A 14,789-nucleotide genomic window follows, 5' to 3' on the forward strand; every position below is an offset into this window, starting at 1 on the left:
ACCTCTTTATAATGGAACGTTGTCAAAACGGCTGATCTTCGGATTGAACATCAATGGAAAATCGGCCGTAGCACCCGCTCTGTTTTTGGCGATAATGATCTCAGCCATTCCCCTTTTGTTTGGGTCAAGCTCTTCGGGAGGTTTCACCATTTCCTCTCGATATATAAAACATACAATATCCGCATCCTGCTCAATAGCACCTGACTCCCGTAAGTCGGAAAGTTGTGGCCTTTGGTCTTTGGAGCGGTTTTCAATGGAACGGTTCATCTGCGACAATGCGATGATGGGGCAACCCACTTCCCGTGCCATTTGTTTCAAACCTCTGGAAATATTGGCAACCTCTTGTTGCCTTCCCCCCATGGCGGCTTTTGGATCACTCATTAACTGTAAATAATCCACAATCACAAGCCCAACTTCTTCCGTGGTACGAAGTTGGCGGAGTCTCGCTGAAAATTCTTGAATGGTCAAATATCCAGAATCATCAATGTATAAACTTGCAGAAGTGATATTTCCAATACTGTCTTTGAGTTGGGTCATCTGTGCTGAAGTAAGTGTTCCTGCTTTTAAGGCATACGAATCAATCCTTGCATCCGCACTAATGAGTTTGAGGAGAAGTTCAATCCGACTCATCTCTAATGAAAAAATAACAACCGTTTTGCGTTCTTTCAAAGCAGCGTTGGCAGCAATATTCAAAGCAAATGTTGTTTTACCATTTCCAGGACGAGCAGCAAGAATCATTAATTCGTGAGATTTTAATCCCGTCGTTGCCATATCAAGACCAGTAAAGTGGGTTTTTAAACCATTGATCCCACCTGTTCCATTTTGGCTGGCCGCCACAACATTTTTGATGTAATCAATGAGTGCATTCGCATCATCTTTTACTTTTCGTAGACCTTTGGATCTCTCTTGGCGAGAGATATCCATAAGCGATTGTTCGACAAGACTGAATACGGAATCGTTTTCCCCAGGTTCTATCTTTACTTTATCAATGGCTTGGTTTAATGCTTCGACGTATTTACGACGGTCAGAGACACGTTTAACACGACGAACATAATATTCTAATGGCTGAAAAGGAACAGTATCTTTGTAGAGAGAAGTAATGTATTCCAAGTCACGGGATTCATCTTTAAAAAGACGTTTTTCCCGCATTTGGTTTGTGACCGTAACCAGGTCGATATTGATCCCTTCATTGATAAGGTCAGTGACGGCTTCAAAGACACGTCTGTGACTGTCCATGTAGAAGTCATCCGGGCTTAGACCTAAGTCTTCCTGCCCGGCTACCCCTCTCATGAGTAGGTAACCGATTAAGTTCTTCTCAGACTCTATCTCCTGAAGGGGGTTAGAATTCATCGAAAAAGCGTTAGCTTTAAACTATGCTTGGCCGACGACTTTAACTATGATTTGAGGAACAACACCTTCAGCCAAACGAACTTTAATTTTAAATTCGCCTACTGATTTTAGTGGCTCACCTAAATCTAACTTACGTTTGTCGATTTCTACTCCAGTGTTTTTGATTGCGAGTGCAATGTCATTCGCTGTCACAGAACCGAAAAGTTTGTCGTTCTCACCCACTTTCACTTTCACTTCGTAAGTTTTACCTTCGATAGAAGCAGAAAGTTCTTTCATCACTTTCACGCGTTTTTCACGTTTCAGTTCAGCAAGTCTCTTTTGGTGAACGGCAGCTTTTGTGTTTCCATCATTTGCACGGACTGCAAATCTTCTAGGAATGAGGAAGTTACGAGCATAACCATCTGCAACTTCTTTCACATCACCAGCATCACCAAGATTCAATACATCTTTTTGCAATACAACTTTCATCCGTTACTCCTACAGAACTTTAAACGGCAATAAGCCGATAGATCTGGATTTTCTGATTTCACGAGCTAGAGCTCTTTGGTGTTTGCCACAAGTTCCAGTAATTCTTCTTGGAATGATTTTACCACGGTTGGTAACAAATCTTTCTAAGATATCTACTCGTTTGTAATCAAGTCCTGCAAGTAAGGCTTTGTCAGCGCAGAACTTACATACTTTCTTTTTATATTTTGCATTTTTACGACCGAATTTGCCTTCTCCGTCTTTACCACGGAAACCGCCTTTTTCGTCGTCTTCCATCCCGTCCATACTCTCGCGGGAATCTACTCTTGTATCATCAATATTTGCTGTTTCGCTCATTGTCATAACCTATCAAAAAGGAATGTCGTCATCACCGGCTGGATAATCATCATAACCACTACTTACGCCGGAATCATAAGAATTGGAACTGTCAGAACGGTCTCCCCCAGATCCACCACCTTGTCCTTGGCCGCCAAGTAATTGTGCGGATTCGACATAGACGCGGATTTTTGAGGCTTTTTTGCCTTCAGGAGTTTCCCAGGACTGTTGTTGAAGTCTACCTTCAATCGCTACTTGTTTTCCTTTGCCAGCATATTGTTTTAATATGTCAGCGAGTCGGCCCCATGCAACGCAGTCAAAATAATGAGTTTCCTCTTTCTTTTCACCGTTAGTCACATAAACTCTGTTATTCGCAATTGAAAAATTGACAACAGAACTTCCGTTCACCGATTTAAATTCCGGATCGCGGGTCATTCGACCGATTAAAAGTACTTTGTTGAGATCGTTAGCCATTTGCCCTGATTACGAGGGTTTTTAAGATGTTCACATTGAGTTTAAACTCATGTTCAATCTTTGCAACTTCTGTAGGGGATCCGGAACACTTGATAAGTGTGAAGTGGCCTTGTTCGTCTTGTCCAACGGGATGCCAGAGTCTTTTAGAACCCCAATCCTCTTCGCCTTGGATCGTGAAGTTGTATTTGGAGAGTAAGTCTTTTACTGCAGACTTCGTCTCTTCTACATTACCTTCACGAAGAATATTCGTGATTTCGTAGTTTCTCATATTTCTCCTATGGGTATACCTACATAGAAACACTTGTAGGTAGAAGAATTTGTTAGTTTCCACTAGGGTTTTGCCAATGGGGGTCAGGGTCAATGGAATTTCTTCTTGGAGTTCCCAAACCTTTCCAATTCCATGTAATTTCTAACATTTTTATGGGTGAAAAATCAAATTTTCCAGAAGTTTGGGGCCTCGGACTTGGCCTATTTTTAGCACTTTATGCTGGTTTTTTAAACCACATCACCCCGAAAGAACCTGCAATTGACAACCATTCCGGATTTGAATCCACCCTACTCGGCCTCGAGATGGCCGAAACCCCCAAACAAGTCCAAGACCTAATCGGAATCCCAGACACGATCGATTTTTTCAACCTTTCGTCCGAATACCGAAAGGTTCATTATTTTGACTTTGGATTTATCTTCTGTTATTTGGCATTTTTAACATATACCGGCCATTATGCGGGAAGAAAGGTAAGACCCATATTTTTAAAAATCTTTATGGGAATGGTTTTACTCCTCGTGATTGCCGGATTTGCTGATTTAATCGAAAACATTTTGATCCTAAATGTTTTGGATGCAAAAACAGCAGAAGAAATGACACCATCACTCGAATACTTAAAATCCACATCTCAACTCAAATGGTTTTGTTTGTTTGGTTATGTTGCCATTGTTTCCGTCTACTTTTGGTTATACGAAAAAGGTTGGATTTTGCGAACGGCATCAATTTTATTTTTTACTGGTTTTTTTCTGCAATTGTTTTCGATTTACAAAACCAATTTACTCGAACTTAGTTTTCCCTTCTTTGCAATTGGACTTACCTGCAGTTGGTTCCACTACGGTTTTAGCTTAGCTTTTAGTTCTTTATCCAAAAAAACATAACCCCTTCCACCCGAAATCACAAGTTCGGTTCCAAGTTGTTTACATAGGATAGAGTATTCTTTTAAAAAAATCTCAGCCTCTTTAGGACCCAAAGGAAAAAAATAGTGATCCCCCGGTAATGTTTGGTGTTTTCCAAATATTGGAATCACTTCTACAAACAAAAGATTTTCCCCATCAAAGTGTAAAACCACAGATATATTGTGTTTTAAATATTGGTTTTTGGATCCGAAGAAAAAGTTTCCAAGAGAATAAATCACAACACCCTTCGGAAATACTTCAATTCCTTGTGGGACATGTGGATGGTGACCGATAATGACTTTGTAACCAGCACCTACCAAATATTTGGCGGCGTTTCTCTCTGTATCCATCGGCAATGGATTGTATTCGACTCCCCAATGGACGGATAAAAGATTCACCTGACCTGGTTTGTTTTTTTTGATTAACCTCTCAGCAGTTCCCACACGAAAATAAGCAGCACCAGGAGATTTAATTCCAGAAAACAAACGAGTTTCTCCCGTATCCGAAAAGGAAAAGATTCGATAATCTACGTTTTGTTTGGTGACAGAGATCGGTATCAAAGCATCGTCCGTATGTTTGCCGGCTCCGGTATGGCGGATTCCAAACTCATCAAGAAGTTCCAAAGTTTCAAAGAGCCCGTTTTCTCCGAAGTCCATCGTATGGTTATTTCCAAGAAAAACTCCATCTATTCCAAGCATTCGCAAAACCATCAAATCTCTCCTCTCCCCAAAGAAGACATAGGATTTTCTTTGGTCGGCTGCCGGAGTTTTGTGAAGGATGGGTGTTTCTAAATTGAGAAATCGGAAATCAAAGTTCTTTAGAAAACTTGAAAAACTGCGAAAGGCAAAGTACGGATCTTCCGTTCGCATAGAATCTCGAACCCCCCAATTAAACATCACATCCCCACCAAACCATAACTTGGTGGACTTGGGAAATTTGAGAGTCTCCCCCATTTCCGTTCGAAAGTGGTAAAGATCCTTTGTAGGGAGTTCTAACTTAGGTTCTTCTGATTCAGGGATGTCCGCAGAAAAAACAAATAACGGACAAACGAAAACAAGAAGGAAAAAGAATCGCAATAAAGACATTTAAAAACGGAATGTGTTTGCCGGTGGTTCCGTCATTTGGGATTTTTTTAACTTAATGAGAATGAGAACGTTTTCCTTCTCTGTATCCAAACTAATCACTTTTGTGGTAATTTCTTTTGGAGGATGGATTTGTTCTGGTTTGGTTTTCACAAGAGCAATTGCTTTTAACCCTCGTTTGGCACTTGCTAGTTCCAAACGATCCAGTTGCCCCTCTTTAAAAAAATATTCATATTCACCGTCTGCTTTAGTGAGGGCAATACGAGACTCTTTCGTATTGAATTTTGCTTTTGGGTTTTGGATTTCACTCACATAGGTTCCTGTGAGGTATTCATAAATCACTGGGAACGGAACGGCAAATTTTTTATTTGTCGTTGGATCCTGGATGAGAATATCCCCCATCGGTAGTGTTTGGATCTCTTTTGTGTTTGTGGGTTTGATTTGAATTTGGTTTGGATCAGCAATGAGTTCCGTAAACACCATTCCAAAAAAACTATCCATCAATTGAATTTTTACCTGTTTTGTTTCTTTAGAAAAGTATAGTTTTCCATCCAAATAAACATTATCTTTTTTCGGAACAAAGGTTTGGATTTGCATCGAAAATTCTGATTTAAAACTTTGAAAGTCGGTTTGTTTCTCCAAAATTTCTTTTAGTAAGGTTTTGGATTCCCCTTCTTTGGAAGAATGGTATTTTTCTTTGTCACGGCCAATAAAATTGGGATCTTCTACTTCTGCAGACTGACAGGAAACAAAAAACAAGAATACACTAAAAAAGATAACGTTTCTTTTCATTCTGAAATTTCCTTCTCTACTTTTTTGATTTTTGCCACGAGGTCTTTGTTTAATTCGGATTTTAGTTTGGACTCAGAAAGTTTAAAAAACTGTAAAGCATTCACTGGATCTTTTTTGGCCAAATATACATCGCCAAGGTGTTCATAGATCACCGGATCTTCAAATCCTCTTTCCAATGCAAGTGATGCCGCAAAATTCAAATGGAGTAAGGCACGATTGTAATCTTTTTTTCGATACAAAACCCATCCCAAACTATCTTGATAAGCAGGATTATCCGGTTCTAAAGAAACTGCTTGGTTTAGAAGTTTGTTTGCATCATCCGGATTGATATTTTTTTCCGCATATAGATATCCCAAATAATTCATAGCATTAGAAGCATTTGGATTGAGTGTTATGGTTGTTTTTAGATCTGATTCCGTTTCGGGAAATTGTTTCAGTTTATCAAAGGCAGTAGCACGGTAAAAATAGTAGTTATAATTTTTAGGATCGAGTGTAATTGCTTCTGAAAAATCACTTACACTTTCTTTATATTTTGCCAATTGAAAATAAGCAAGACCTCTAAGATAGTAATGAGTGGGATTCGGATTTTCTTTGATCGTTTCAGATAAAATAGTAACTGACAAAGATTCTTTTTTTAAGTTTCCCTGAAGGAAAAGATAAGCCAAACGAAATCGCAATCGAAATGATTTTTCTGTTTCCTTAGTAAGATTGATGGCCTCCTTTGTTGCCATCACAGAATGATTCCATTGTCCTAACATCTCTTGGCAAGAAGAGATCTTTTCCCAAAACAAAGACCTCTCTTCCTCTGCATTTTCTTTGGTGCTAATTCGAGATAAACCCCTACGTAGAATTTTTTCAGCTGTTAGATACTGTCTGTATTCATAAGCGTATTGTGCCGTTTCCGAATTAAGTGCATCATAATCAGGAAAATTTTCTTTATCAGCAAGTTCTAAAAGAGCAATCCGGGGCGAAAGTCTTCCTGGATTGTCTTGGATGTATGATTTTAGTTTTGACTCAAGTCCCGTTTTTGATCCGGAAAGGAAACGATCCAGTAAGTAGATAATTCCTTCTTTCGGAATTTTTTTTTCTTTTCTTAGTGTAGCAAAATAAATAGGTGCTGTGTCACGAGAATCCATAAAATAAATTTCCCCAAGCATATGAGAGGCATCAATATCTCTTGGATTTTTTTCTCGAATTTGTTCTAGATACATCCGGCAATGTTTAAAGTCACCTAACACAAAGTAAATTTGCGCCAGACGAAACAATACTTCCATATCATTTTTATAAAAAGCCGTATATTCCTGATAACGTTTGATCGCAATCTTTGGATGATCCAATTTATAATTGAGTTCCCCAAGTGCTTTCGCTGTTAAGAATTTGTATTTGGAATGTGTATCCCTTCTTTCTATGACAAAAGAAAGAGCTGTATAATACAAAATGGACTGATTCCAAAGTTTTCGTTCAAAGTTGATATTACCAAGAAGGTATAAAAAATCAGGATCATTGGGAAACAAATGGAGGGAAGATTCCAAAACATCGGAAGCTTTAGCAAGCTCCCCTTGGCGAATCCGAATTCGAGTCTGCAAAAGGATCAGGTCTTTGGATTCAGAAGGAGATTTGCGAGTCGCAACTTCCGACCATTCCCAAGCCTTATCCAAACTACCCAGTTCCAAATAATTCAAACTTTGAGTTTCTGCACTGAGAGCACTCGGCTCTTTTCCCACTTCCTTCAGACAAAGATGGTAAGAATCCAAAAAAGAAACAGAACGTTCAAAGGAAAGTTTGGAATCCTCTGGTTTACGCCGTTGCAAAGCCTGAAATCCATCCACCTGCTCCCGAAGGGCCCGCGAAAAGAAAAAATCTGCCGGGACACCTGGTTCTAACAAGGAACATTCTTTGGTTCTTGTCCCAGGCTCAGTGGCAAACAGAGAAAGAGAGAGAAAACAAAAGAAAACAAAGAGGAAGGGGCGGTTTGGAGTTTTAATTGCTTGAAACATCAGTAGATTCCGGCAAAGATCGGGAACAGGGAAAATCCTTGAACCAAATCTTCCGAGAAAATTTAAAATACATCCTGGCTGTTCTCATCGTGTGGGCAATCACTTTCCCATGGATTCTGAGAAACAAGGACACCATCCTTGCCAAATTCACCCTCGCCTACAATTCGTTTTTTGGTTATCCCAATCCTCGGATCGCACACCAACTCATTGCCAAAGGGGATGCTGTACTTGAAGGTAGAAAGGAAGGCGGAACGGACATCCTCCAAACCATAAACCAGTTTTTCAGTTCTGATGAAAATTCCCGTGGCACCATCCTTCCATTGGATTTGGCTCTGATGGAAAAAGCATGTTTGTATTTCCGAAGCAAAGAACATGTCGAGGATCATTTTTTAGAATTAACCTGGCGCGAAAAAGCAAGGGAATGGGGTTCTCCTCTGTTTTTAAAAATGGCTCCCCAAGGGGAACTGACACTCGGACCCAATCCAAAAGATTATTGGAATTCCCATATTGAAGCGGTACTCACTGCACTTGACTATTACAAACGAGCATTACGTTTTTCTGGCCCCGAATTCATTGCTCCTAAAAAAATTGAATCCGTAGCTTGGGCAAGTTGTCGGCCAAGCGAAATCCTTTTGGGTTACAAAACCCATATGTTGGAAACGGAAAACTTTGTCTTAAAAAAACTCACCGATTTAGAAAAAATACCGAGTGGACTTAGCGCCGTTCAAAAACGGAGCGTGGTTTTATCTTCTATCAAACGAAGTGATTTTGCAGAAGTTTCACCAAACGACTATTTGGAATCATTACTCCGTCAAATTTTACTCACAGGTATGAAAAACTTTTCTCCAAGAGAGATGGATGATATCTATGAAAGGATACTCTATTTTGTTGGTTCTGACGAAAGAGAATATTTAAAATTCAAATTTCGCAGAGCAGAACTTTTTTTCCAACTTGGTATAGAAGAAGAATCTTACTACAAACGAGCCGCTACAGAATTCAGAGAAGCGGCAAACATCCAACTGGCTTCAGAAATCGAAGACATTAATGTACCTGCCCTTCTAGTTCATGAATTTGAATCCAAAATGAAGGAAGCCGAGTCTTATCACAAACTGAAAGAAAATGGAAAAAGTATCGCCATTTTGGATGCACTAAAGGCCAAACTTCGCAACGTCGACGAACGAAGCGTAGGTGGAAAAAAAGACGACATTCTAAAACACTATCACAACTTAAATAGATCCGTCCTTCGCAAACTGGGTCGCTACGAAGAAGCCGATGAAATCCCATTTAACGAATGATCTAAAGTATTTCGATTACAATGCCACACATCCCCCTTTTCCTGAAATTCTGGAAACTTGTTTGGCAGATTATCTGGAAGGGTTTTACAATCCTTCTGGGATCACTCGGTATTCCTTAAAAAACCAAGGAAAAATCGAACAAACTAGAAAGTATTTTGCCTCCGTTACCAAAGGACAAGAAAAACAGTTTGTTTTCTCTTCCACAGGTACAGAAGCAAACTATCTTCTCATCCAAAGTTTACGAGTCCAATTTCCCAACCTAGAATCGGTCATTGTATCTCCTTTTGAACATTCAAGTATGTATGCGGCCCTAGAAACCTATCAGTTTAAATCGGACCTCATCGCGACAGACAAATCCGGAATCATCCATTTAAATGATTTAGAAAAAAAACTAAAAGAAAATCCAAGACCAGTAGTTTGTCTCTATGCAGGAAACGAAACGGGTGTCATTCAACCAGCCAAGGAGATCCAAAACCTAACAAAGGCATATGGACAACTATTTTATAGTGATCTTATGCAAGGATTTTGTAAAGTTCCCCTTTTTTATTCTTTATTCGATGGATTTACTTTTTCCGGACACAAAATTGGTGCAGGAATGGGAGCGGCAGTAACTTATCTTCCCAAAGCCGACGCCAACTTTCGAGTGTTCGGTGGTGGAAACCAAGAAAATGAACATAGAGCAGGAACAGAAAATACCTTTGCAATTGAATGTTTACGCCAAGTTTCTGAAATCCAACTGAGTCAATTGGAAGATAAAAACAAACGACTCTACGAGTTCCAATCTCTCATTGAAAAAAAAGCAGAGTCTCTTGGTTGCCAGGTCATTGCCAAATCCTCCCCAAGACTTCCGAATACAAGTTTCCTCCTCCTTCCCATCCAATCTGTGGACTTTTTCTTATTGGGAATGGAAGAAAAAGGAATTTTAGTTTCAACAGGAAGTTCTTGTAAATCGCGAGCACGGGAAGCTTCTAAATCATTACTCTATATGGGTTATTCCGAAGAGGAAGCTTTACGTTGTATCCGAATCTCCACAGGTTTTTTCACAACTAAAGAAGATGTAGATGCCTTACTCATAGCCATCCAAGATTTGATTCAAAAATTCAAATAAAGACAGTATCTCCAGTGAAATTACGAATTATCGCCAAATACTCGATAGATGGAGTCACCGATGGAGAGTGCATTTGGGAAGAAAAACAAGATCAATTTGGAACCGTCGAAAAAACTACAAAGTTCTCGGGTGAAGTTCTAGTTGAGTTTCAAAAGGATTGGTCCTTATTTGTAGAACGAATCCTTTCACAAAACCCAAGCCGTGAAGAATTCCTAGAAAAACTTGGAAAAAAATCGGATAGTTTAGAACAGATTGTTTTTGGAAACTCCAACCCCTTCTGGCGAAGTCCGGGGTTTCGAGGTTCGATTCAAATCTTAGTTGATCCCGAATTTTCATCCCTTCCTTGGGAAATCCTCCGAACCCATAGAGGATTTTTGTTTCAAGACAGTGAATTCCGTCGAGGGATTAGAATCACCTTCATCCAAAAAGAAAATCTCCAAAGAACAAATGGTATCCTTCTTGTTTGTAACCCGGTAAAAACCAATTTAATATCCTCCGTCACAGAAGAATGTAAATCTTTGTACCCTATCCTGGAAACAAAACTTCCTCTACGGATTCTAAAAGAAAACAATCTAACACGTGTCCGATTCATTGAAGAAACAAACTCAGTAAAATATTTACATTACGCAGGGCATACGGAAAAAAAAGGAATACCTCTAGGAGAAAAAGATTTTTTAAACACAAATGATTTGGCAGTTCATTCCTTTTCAAACTTAAACCTAGTTTTTATTAATAGTTGTTATTCTTCTTTCGATTCTTATGAACAATCCGGACTCACCACAAGTTTCTTAAAAGCAGGAGCCAAAGAAGTGATTGGTTTTTTATTCCCAGTCGAATCTAGTTTGGCCAAAGAAATTGGAATCAAGTTTTGGAAATATTTTTTAAGCTCCAAAAATTCACACAAATCAATCACAAAAATTCGAAAATCACTGTATAAAGGATCTGCAAAAGAAATCATAACAGCAATTAGTTTAGTTCACTTTTCAACACAAAAACAAACAAATATATACAAAAGGATCATAGGAATAACAGTTGTTTTGTTGTTTTTGTTTTTTTTCATTGTATTTTCAGATAACAGGAAAGAACCTATCAAGGTAGAGAATTTGGATACTTTAGAACCAACTACCGTTGCTGAAAGAAAAACAAAGGAACAAGTTGTTTTACAGAAGGATGTTCTTCTCAATCGAATTTCTCAATTAAAAAATCCCGAATTTCGCAAAATGGCATTCAGTTTTTTGAAAACAAAACACGAGTTTCTTGATGATTCACAAAAAAGGGAATTACTCGAAACAATCTTTTCTAAAGAAAATTCCGAAGAAAAAATGTATTACGAATTCAAAACTAGGAGCGGATTTTGAAACCACTTCTAAAAACATCATTATTACTACTTTGTATATCCTTTCCCTTGGTTGCGGAATGGTTTCCTAAATCAAAATCATTCGAGGATGTATGGACATCCTACGATTCTCACCAAAATCTGTTTAGCCAAGCTTACGGAATCCAAACGAGGGACATGATCCGCACTGAAACGCAAGAAGAGGAGTTGGATTTTCTGTATTATTGGAAAATATGTAATCACTCGGAAATCAAAGATTTAACAGAAATTCTTCGGTACATATCTTTTTACGATGCCATTCTTACAGTCAGACAATGTTCTGAAGCGACCAAAGAGGAATTCATCCAACTCGAAAAACAAACCAAGAAAAAAATCTTTGATCTGATTGTGTTACCTAAATTAGAAATTTTAGAATCGGAAATCACAAATGAAGAACTTTTTCCACTGGTTAGTGAACTAAAGAAGGAATGGGAAAAAACCATCTATATATTTTCTAATTTATACAAATCTCACGAAGTTCTATTGTTGGGAAAAGAAAGAGAATATACACTCGCAATCAACCGGGTGTTGTATTCCGAAATGCCAGAAACCAGAAGAAAAACTTTAATTCTGCGACTTTTACAGGATATGAAACAACAAAACAAAAATACCTATCAATTGTTTTATTATTCTAAACAGAATCCTTGGTCTTCGGCAAATCTAAATGAAGAAAACGTTGAAACAAAAAAGTTTTTCCTAAATTTGATTGGTGAATGGAAACTAGACCCGGATTTCGATCCGGAAAAGTTATCCTCTTTAACTGAATTCCAAACTTGTTTAGAAGAAATCCCTAATACAAATCAGAAAATTCGAATATTAGGATTTTTTGGTTTTTTTAGTGACTACGGTCGTTTCACTACAAAAGGACAAACATCTTTTTCACAAACGAACCAAACCCGCGTTCGGTTCATCAAACAAACACTATTTAGGTCTCATCATTTTCAAAAAAGATTGGAAAATGTTCTGATATCTTGTAAAAATTCCGTCCAATCAATTAAAGATCTATGAGTGATGAGATTCGTAAGTTAATCGACAACTGCCTTTTAGGGAAAGGTTCCGCCTGGCAGGAATTCATTCGTAAGTTTCATAGACTCATTATGGGAACCTGTGCCCACTATGTTCCCAGAGAAGAAGTGACTGACACCTCCCAACAAGTTTATCTCAAACTTACCGAAAATGACTACCAACTCCTTCGAAAGTTTAAAGGGGATAGTTTTCCCGCATTTATTGTCTACATCAGTGAAATTTCTAAAAATATAAGTATGTCTCAGACAAGATCCATTCGTCGGTATGAGTATCGGGAAGGTATTTCTTTGGATCTGAGTATTGATATTTTGGATGATAGGCAAAGCCAAGAAGATGTTTACTTCGCTTGGGAAGAAAAACAAGAGTTCTACGACCTAATCGAAGGCCTAGATGATGCCCATAAAGAAATCCTCATCCTACGCCTCAAAGGGTACAAATTCAAAGAAATCGCTGAAATTCTCGATGTTCCCCTAGGAACGGTCCTAGCTCGGGCCAACAGAGCGAAAGAAAAGATAAAAAAAATCCTTTTAAAGGAAATAAAGCCTTAGCAGGGGGAAATAAATACTATGGAACCAAAAGATCCGAATGAATTTATGAACCGACTCAAATTAAAAGAAGCCCTTTACCTCATGTCCCAAGGGGAAGATGCGGACACGCCTACGATGGATCGGATCTTAGAAACAGTCCTCCCTATTTCCGGAACGACCATTCAGATCTATTTACAGTTTATCAAAGACCAGTTAAAACTTCTCACAAGTGATTTTGGCGAAACAAACCTACTTTCACAGGACCTAGCCTTCCGCGGTTCCAGTGCCGCCTTTCGTGTCCATAGGCAGATTGGTGGCCGGGATTTTGATTTTGTTTTCCAACCCAATGCCGAGAAAAACCAAGTTTTCTTATCCGTCGAAGCTTCCAACTGTGAACGCCTATCGGCCAAACTCTTTTTGGATGGGGCACCCGTCGAAACGCTTCCCAAACTAGGAACTCAGTCCATGTTTGATTCTCCCATCACATTGGATTCCAGCCCGGAACTTGCGATTTTTGAGTCCGGCAAAGAAATCGGTCGTTATCATTTTATGTTACAGTCGTAATTTTTTTTGAACCAATGCAATAAAACTACTGTGACCAGGCATCTATTGGTTGAGAAAAACGTTCCTACATTTAGGAACATACTTTCTTTTCCAAACTAGTTCACATTTAAGAGTCCCGGCGAAAGTCGGGACTTTTTTTATGCGTTCACCCGGAAGTAAATCACATCCCCGTCTTGGACGATGTATTCTTTCCCTTCCACTCGCAGTTTTCCCTCATCTTTAACTTTGGCTCCATCACCTGTGCGGTCGATGTCTTCGTAACGCATTACTTCCGCACGGATATAACCCTTTTCAAAATCAGAATGGATGACACTCGCAGCAACTGGGCCAGTGCTGCCTTGGTGGGTGGTCCAAGCTCTCACCTCTTCTACACCAGCCGTAAAAAAAGTCAGAAGCCCAAGAAGTTTGTAGGATGCACGAATCATGCGAGAAAGGCCTGATTCCTTTTCACCAATTTCTTCCAGAAAAGCAATTTGGTCTTCTTTTTCTAAACCAGAAATTTCTTCTTCGAATCTACCACATAAAACAACAACAGGTGCTCCTTCTTTAGAAGCAAAATCAATGATGGTTTTAACTAGCGGATTTTCCGTAGTTTTTACATCGGTATCTAAGATATTCGCAACATATAACACAGGCTTTATGGTAATGAGATTGAATTTTTTAGCAATTTTTTGTTCTTCATCTCCAAGTTCAACTGTCGATGCACGATTTCCTTTTTTAAGAGCATCTAAGATTTTATCCATCACAGCTGAAATTTCGACGGCTTCTTTGTTTCCTGTTTTTGCAGTTTTTGCCACACGTTGTTGTTGTTTTTCTAAACTGTCTAAATCGGCAAGAATGAGTTCATAATTGATGACTGTAATGTCTTCGATGGGATCCACTTTACCATGAACATGTGTTATGTTTTCGTCCTGAAAGGCACGAACCACATGACAAATAGCATCCACTTCACGGATATGCGATAAAAACTGATTTCCAAGTCCTTCCCCTTGGCTTGCCCCTTTCACAAGGCCAGCAATGTCCACAAACTCAATCATCGTGGGAATCGTTCTTTTGGGTTTGTAGACATCGGCTAAACGATTCAGCCTCTCATCTGGAACTTCTACAACACCTGTATTGGGTTCTATCGTACAAAACGGATAGTTGGCAGCCTGAGCTCCTGCCTTAGTGAGTGCATTAAAAATAGTCGACTTACCGACGTTCGGGAGACCTACAATTCCACAATTCAAAGCCATAA

General features: G+C 39.0%; 16 protein-coding genes. 7 read left to right on the top strand and 9 right to left on the bottom strand.

Features of this window, described 5'->3' with window-relative positions; translation table 11 throughout:
- Positions 1 to 6 precede the first annotated feature (6 nt).
- The 5 genes from dnaB to rpsF form a co-directional block, all read right to left on the bottom strand.
- Positions 7 to 1,350, bottom strand: a complete 1,344-nt coding sequence (dnaB, locus tag EHQ49_RS00535; RefSeq protein WP_100790890.1) for a replicative DNA helicase — start codon at positions 1,348 to 1,350, stop codon at positions 7 to 9.
- Between the two features lie 21 nt (positions 1,351 to 1,371).
- Positions 1,372 to 1,818 carry a 50S ribosomal protein L9 gene (gene rplI, locus EHQ49_RS00540; protein WP_135575283.1) on the bottom strand — a complete coding sequence of 149 codons (447 nt, stop codon included), beginning with the start codon at positions 1,816 to 1,818 and terminating at the stop codon, positions 1,372 to 1,374.
- Positions 1,819 to 1,827: 9 nt separating this feature from the next.
- Entirely contained in the window at positions 1,828 to 2,112 is a 285-nt protein-coding gene (gene rpsR, locus EHQ49_RS00545; RefSeq protein ID WP_012389070.1) for a 30S ribosomal protein S18, read from the bottom strand.
- 72 nt (positions 2,113 to 2,184) lie between these two features.
- Entirely contained in the window at positions 2,185 to 2,625 is a 441-nt protein-coding gene (locus EHQ49_RS00550; protein WP_135575285.1) for a single-stranded DNA-binding protein, read from the bottom strand.
- Entirely contained in the window at positions 2,618 to 2,893 is a 276-nt protein-coding gene (gene rpsF / locus EHQ49_RS00555) for a 30S ribosomal protein S6 (RefSeq protein ID WP_135575287.1), read from the bottom strand. Before rpsF ends, EHQ49_RS00550 begins: the two co-directional genes overlap by 8 nt.
- A gap of 92 nt (positions 2,894 to 2,985) precedes the next feature.
- Between rpsF and EHQ49_RS00560 the strand changes: the two genes are divergently transcribed.
- Positions 2,986 to 3,768: a hypothetical protein gene (locus EHQ49_RS00560; RefSeq protein ID WP_135575289.1), complete on the top strand. Its 783-nt coding sequence runs from the start codon at positions 2,986 to 2,988 to the stop codon at positions 3,766 to 3,768.
- Here EHQ49_RS00560 and EHQ49_RS00565 read toward each other — a convergent pair.
- The 3 genes from EHQ49_RS00565 to EHQ49_RS00575 are packed head-to-tail and all read right to left on the bottom strand — an operon-like array spanning position 3,723 to position 7,657.
- A complete protein-coding gene (locus EHQ49_RS00565) occupies positions 3,723 to 4,871 on the bottom strand; it encodes a CapA family protein (protein WP_135575291.1) in 1,149 nt (382 codons plus the stop codon). The two genes, EHQ49_RS00560 and EHQ49_RS00565, sit on opposite strands and share 46 nt — an antisense overlap.
- Positions 4,872 to 5,660, bottom strand: a complete 789-nt coding sequence (locus EHQ49_RS00570) for a hypothetical protein (protein ID WP_135575293.1) — start codon at positions 5,658 to 5,660, stop codon at positions 4,872 to 4,874.
- The gene (locus tag EHQ49_RS00575) at positions 5,657 to 7,657 is read right to left on the bottom strand and encodes a tetratricopeptide repeat protein (protein ID WP_135575295.1); all 2,001 of its coding nucleotides are present in this window, start codon (positions 7,655 to 7,657) and stop codon (positions 5,657 to 5,659) included. Before EHQ49_RS00575 ends, EHQ49_RS00570 begins: the two co-directional genes overlap by 4 nt.
- Before the next feature lie 38 nt (positions 7,658 to 7,695).
- On the opposite strand from EHQ49_RS00575, the gene EHQ49_RS00580 reads away from it, so the two are divergent.
- From EHQ49_RS00580 to EHQ49_RS00605, 6 genes are read left to right on the top strand one after another with little or no spacing between them, the layout of a single operon-like run.
- Entirely contained in the window at positions 7,696 to 8,952 is a 1,257-nt protein-coding gene (locus EHQ49_RS00580; protein ID WP_135575297.1) for a hypothetical protein, read from the top strand.
- On the top strand, positions 8,930 to 10,060 hold the full coding sequence (locus tag EHQ49_RS00585; protein ID WP_135575299.1) for a cysteine desulfurase family protein: 1,131 nt from the start codon (positions 8,930 to 8,932) through the stop codon (positions 10,058 to 10,060). Before EHQ49_RS00580 ends, EHQ49_RS00585 begins: the two co-directional genes overlap by 23 nt.
- 14 nt (positions 10,061 to 10,074) lie before the next feature.
- Positions 10,075 to 11,418 (top strand): CHAT domain-containing protein, encoded by a 1,344-nt coding sequence (locus tag EHQ49_RS00590; RefSeq protein WP_135575301.1) that lies wholly within the window; start codon positions 10,075 to 10,077, stop codon positions 11,416 to 11,418.
- Positions 11,415 to 12,443, top strand: a complete 1,029-nt coding sequence (locus tag EHQ49_RS00595) for a hypothetical protein (protein WP_208732133.1) — start codon at positions 11,415 to 11,417, stop codon at positions 12,441 to 12,443. The genes EHQ49_RS00590 and EHQ49_RS00595 overlap by 4 nt, the downstream gene beginning before the upstream one ends.
- Positions 12,440 to 13,009 (top strand): RNA polymerase sigma factor, encoded by a 570-nt coding sequence (locus tag EHQ49_RS00600; RefSeq protein WP_135575303.1) that lies wholly within the window; start codon positions 12,440 to 12,442, stop codon positions 13,007 to 13,009. Before EHQ49_RS00595 ends, EHQ49_RS00600 begins: the two co-directional genes overlap by 4 nt.
- An 18-nt stretch (positions 13,010 to 13,027) precedes the next feature.
- Positions 13,028 to 13,552, top strand: a complete 525-nt coding sequence (locus EHQ49_RS00605; RefSeq protein WP_135575305.1) for a hypothetical protein — start codon at positions 13,028 to 13,030, stop codon at positions 13,550 to 13,552.
- A gap of 137 nt (positions 13,553 to 13,689) precedes the next feature.
- Here the strand turns inward: EHQ49_RS00605 and ychF are convergent, their stop codons facing one another.
- Positions 13,690 to 14,787: a redox-regulated ATPase YchF gene (gene ychF, locus EHQ49_RS00610; protein WP_135575307.1), complete on the bottom strand. Its 1,098-nt coding sequence runs from the start codon at positions 14,785 to 14,787 to the stop codon at positions 13,690 to 13,692.
- Between the last annotated feature and the right edge of the window lie 2 nt (positions 14,788 to 14,789).

It is taken from the genome of Leptospira perdikensis (assembly GCF_004769575.1).
In the GTDB taxonomy this organism is placed as follows: Bacteria; Spirochaetota; Leptospiria; order Leptospirales; family Leptospiraceae; genus Leptospira_A; species Leptospira_A perdikensis.

Bases quoted from the DNA above. Each gene is read 5' to 3' on its own strand.
- dnaB (WP_100790890.1), bottom strand. From the start codon at position 1,350: ATGAATTCTAACCCCCTTCAGGAGATAGAGTCTGAGAAGAACTTAATC.
- rplI (WP_135575283.1), bottom strand. From the start codon at position 1,818: ATGAAAGTTGTATTGCAAAAAGATGTATTGAATCTTGGTGATGCTGGT.
- rpsR (WP_012389070.1), bottom strand. From the start codon at position 2,112: ATGGAAGACGACGAAAAAGGCGGTTTCCGTGGTAAAGACGGAGAAGGC.
- EHQ49_RS00550 (WP_135575285.1), bottom strand. From the start codon at position 2,625: ATGGCTAACGATCTCAACAAAGTACTTTTAATCGGTCGAATGACCCGC.
- rpsF (WP_135575287.1), bottom strand. From the start codon at position 2,893: ATGAGAAACTACGAAATCACGAATATTCTTCGTGAAGGTAATGTAGAA.
- EHQ49_RS00560 (WP_135575289.1), top strand. From the start codon at position 2,986: ATGGAATTTCTTCTTGGAGTTCCCAAACCTTTCCAATTCCATGTAATT.
- EHQ49_RS00565 (WP_135575291.1), bottom strand. From the start codon at position 4,871: ATGTCTTTATTGCGATTCTTTTTCCTTCTTGTTTTCGTTTGTCCGTTA.
- EHQ49_RS00570 (WP_135575293.1), bottom strand. From the start codon at position 5,660: ATGAAAAGAAACGTTATCTTTTTTAGTGTATTCTTGTTTTTTGTTTCC.
- EHQ49_RS00575 (WP_135575295.1), bottom strand. From the start codon at position 7,657: ATGTTTCAAGCAATTAAAACTCCAAACCGCCCCTTCCTCTTTGTTTTC.
- EHQ49_RS00585 (WP_135575299.1), top strand. From the start codon at position 8,930: ATGAAATCCCATTTAACGAATGATCTAAAGTATTTCGATTACAATGCC.
- EHQ49_RS00600 (WP_135575303.1), top strand. From the start codon at position 12,440: ATGAGTGATGAGATTCGTAAGTTAATCGACAACTGCCTTTTAGGGAAA.
- EHQ49_RS00605 (WP_135575305.1), top strand. From the start codon at position 13,028: ATGGAACCAAAAGATCCGAATGAATTTATGAACCGACTCAAATTAAAA.
- ychF (WP_135575307.1), bottom strand. From the start codon at position 14,787: ATGGCTTTGAATTGTGGAATTGTAGGTCTCCCGAACGTCGGTAAGTCG.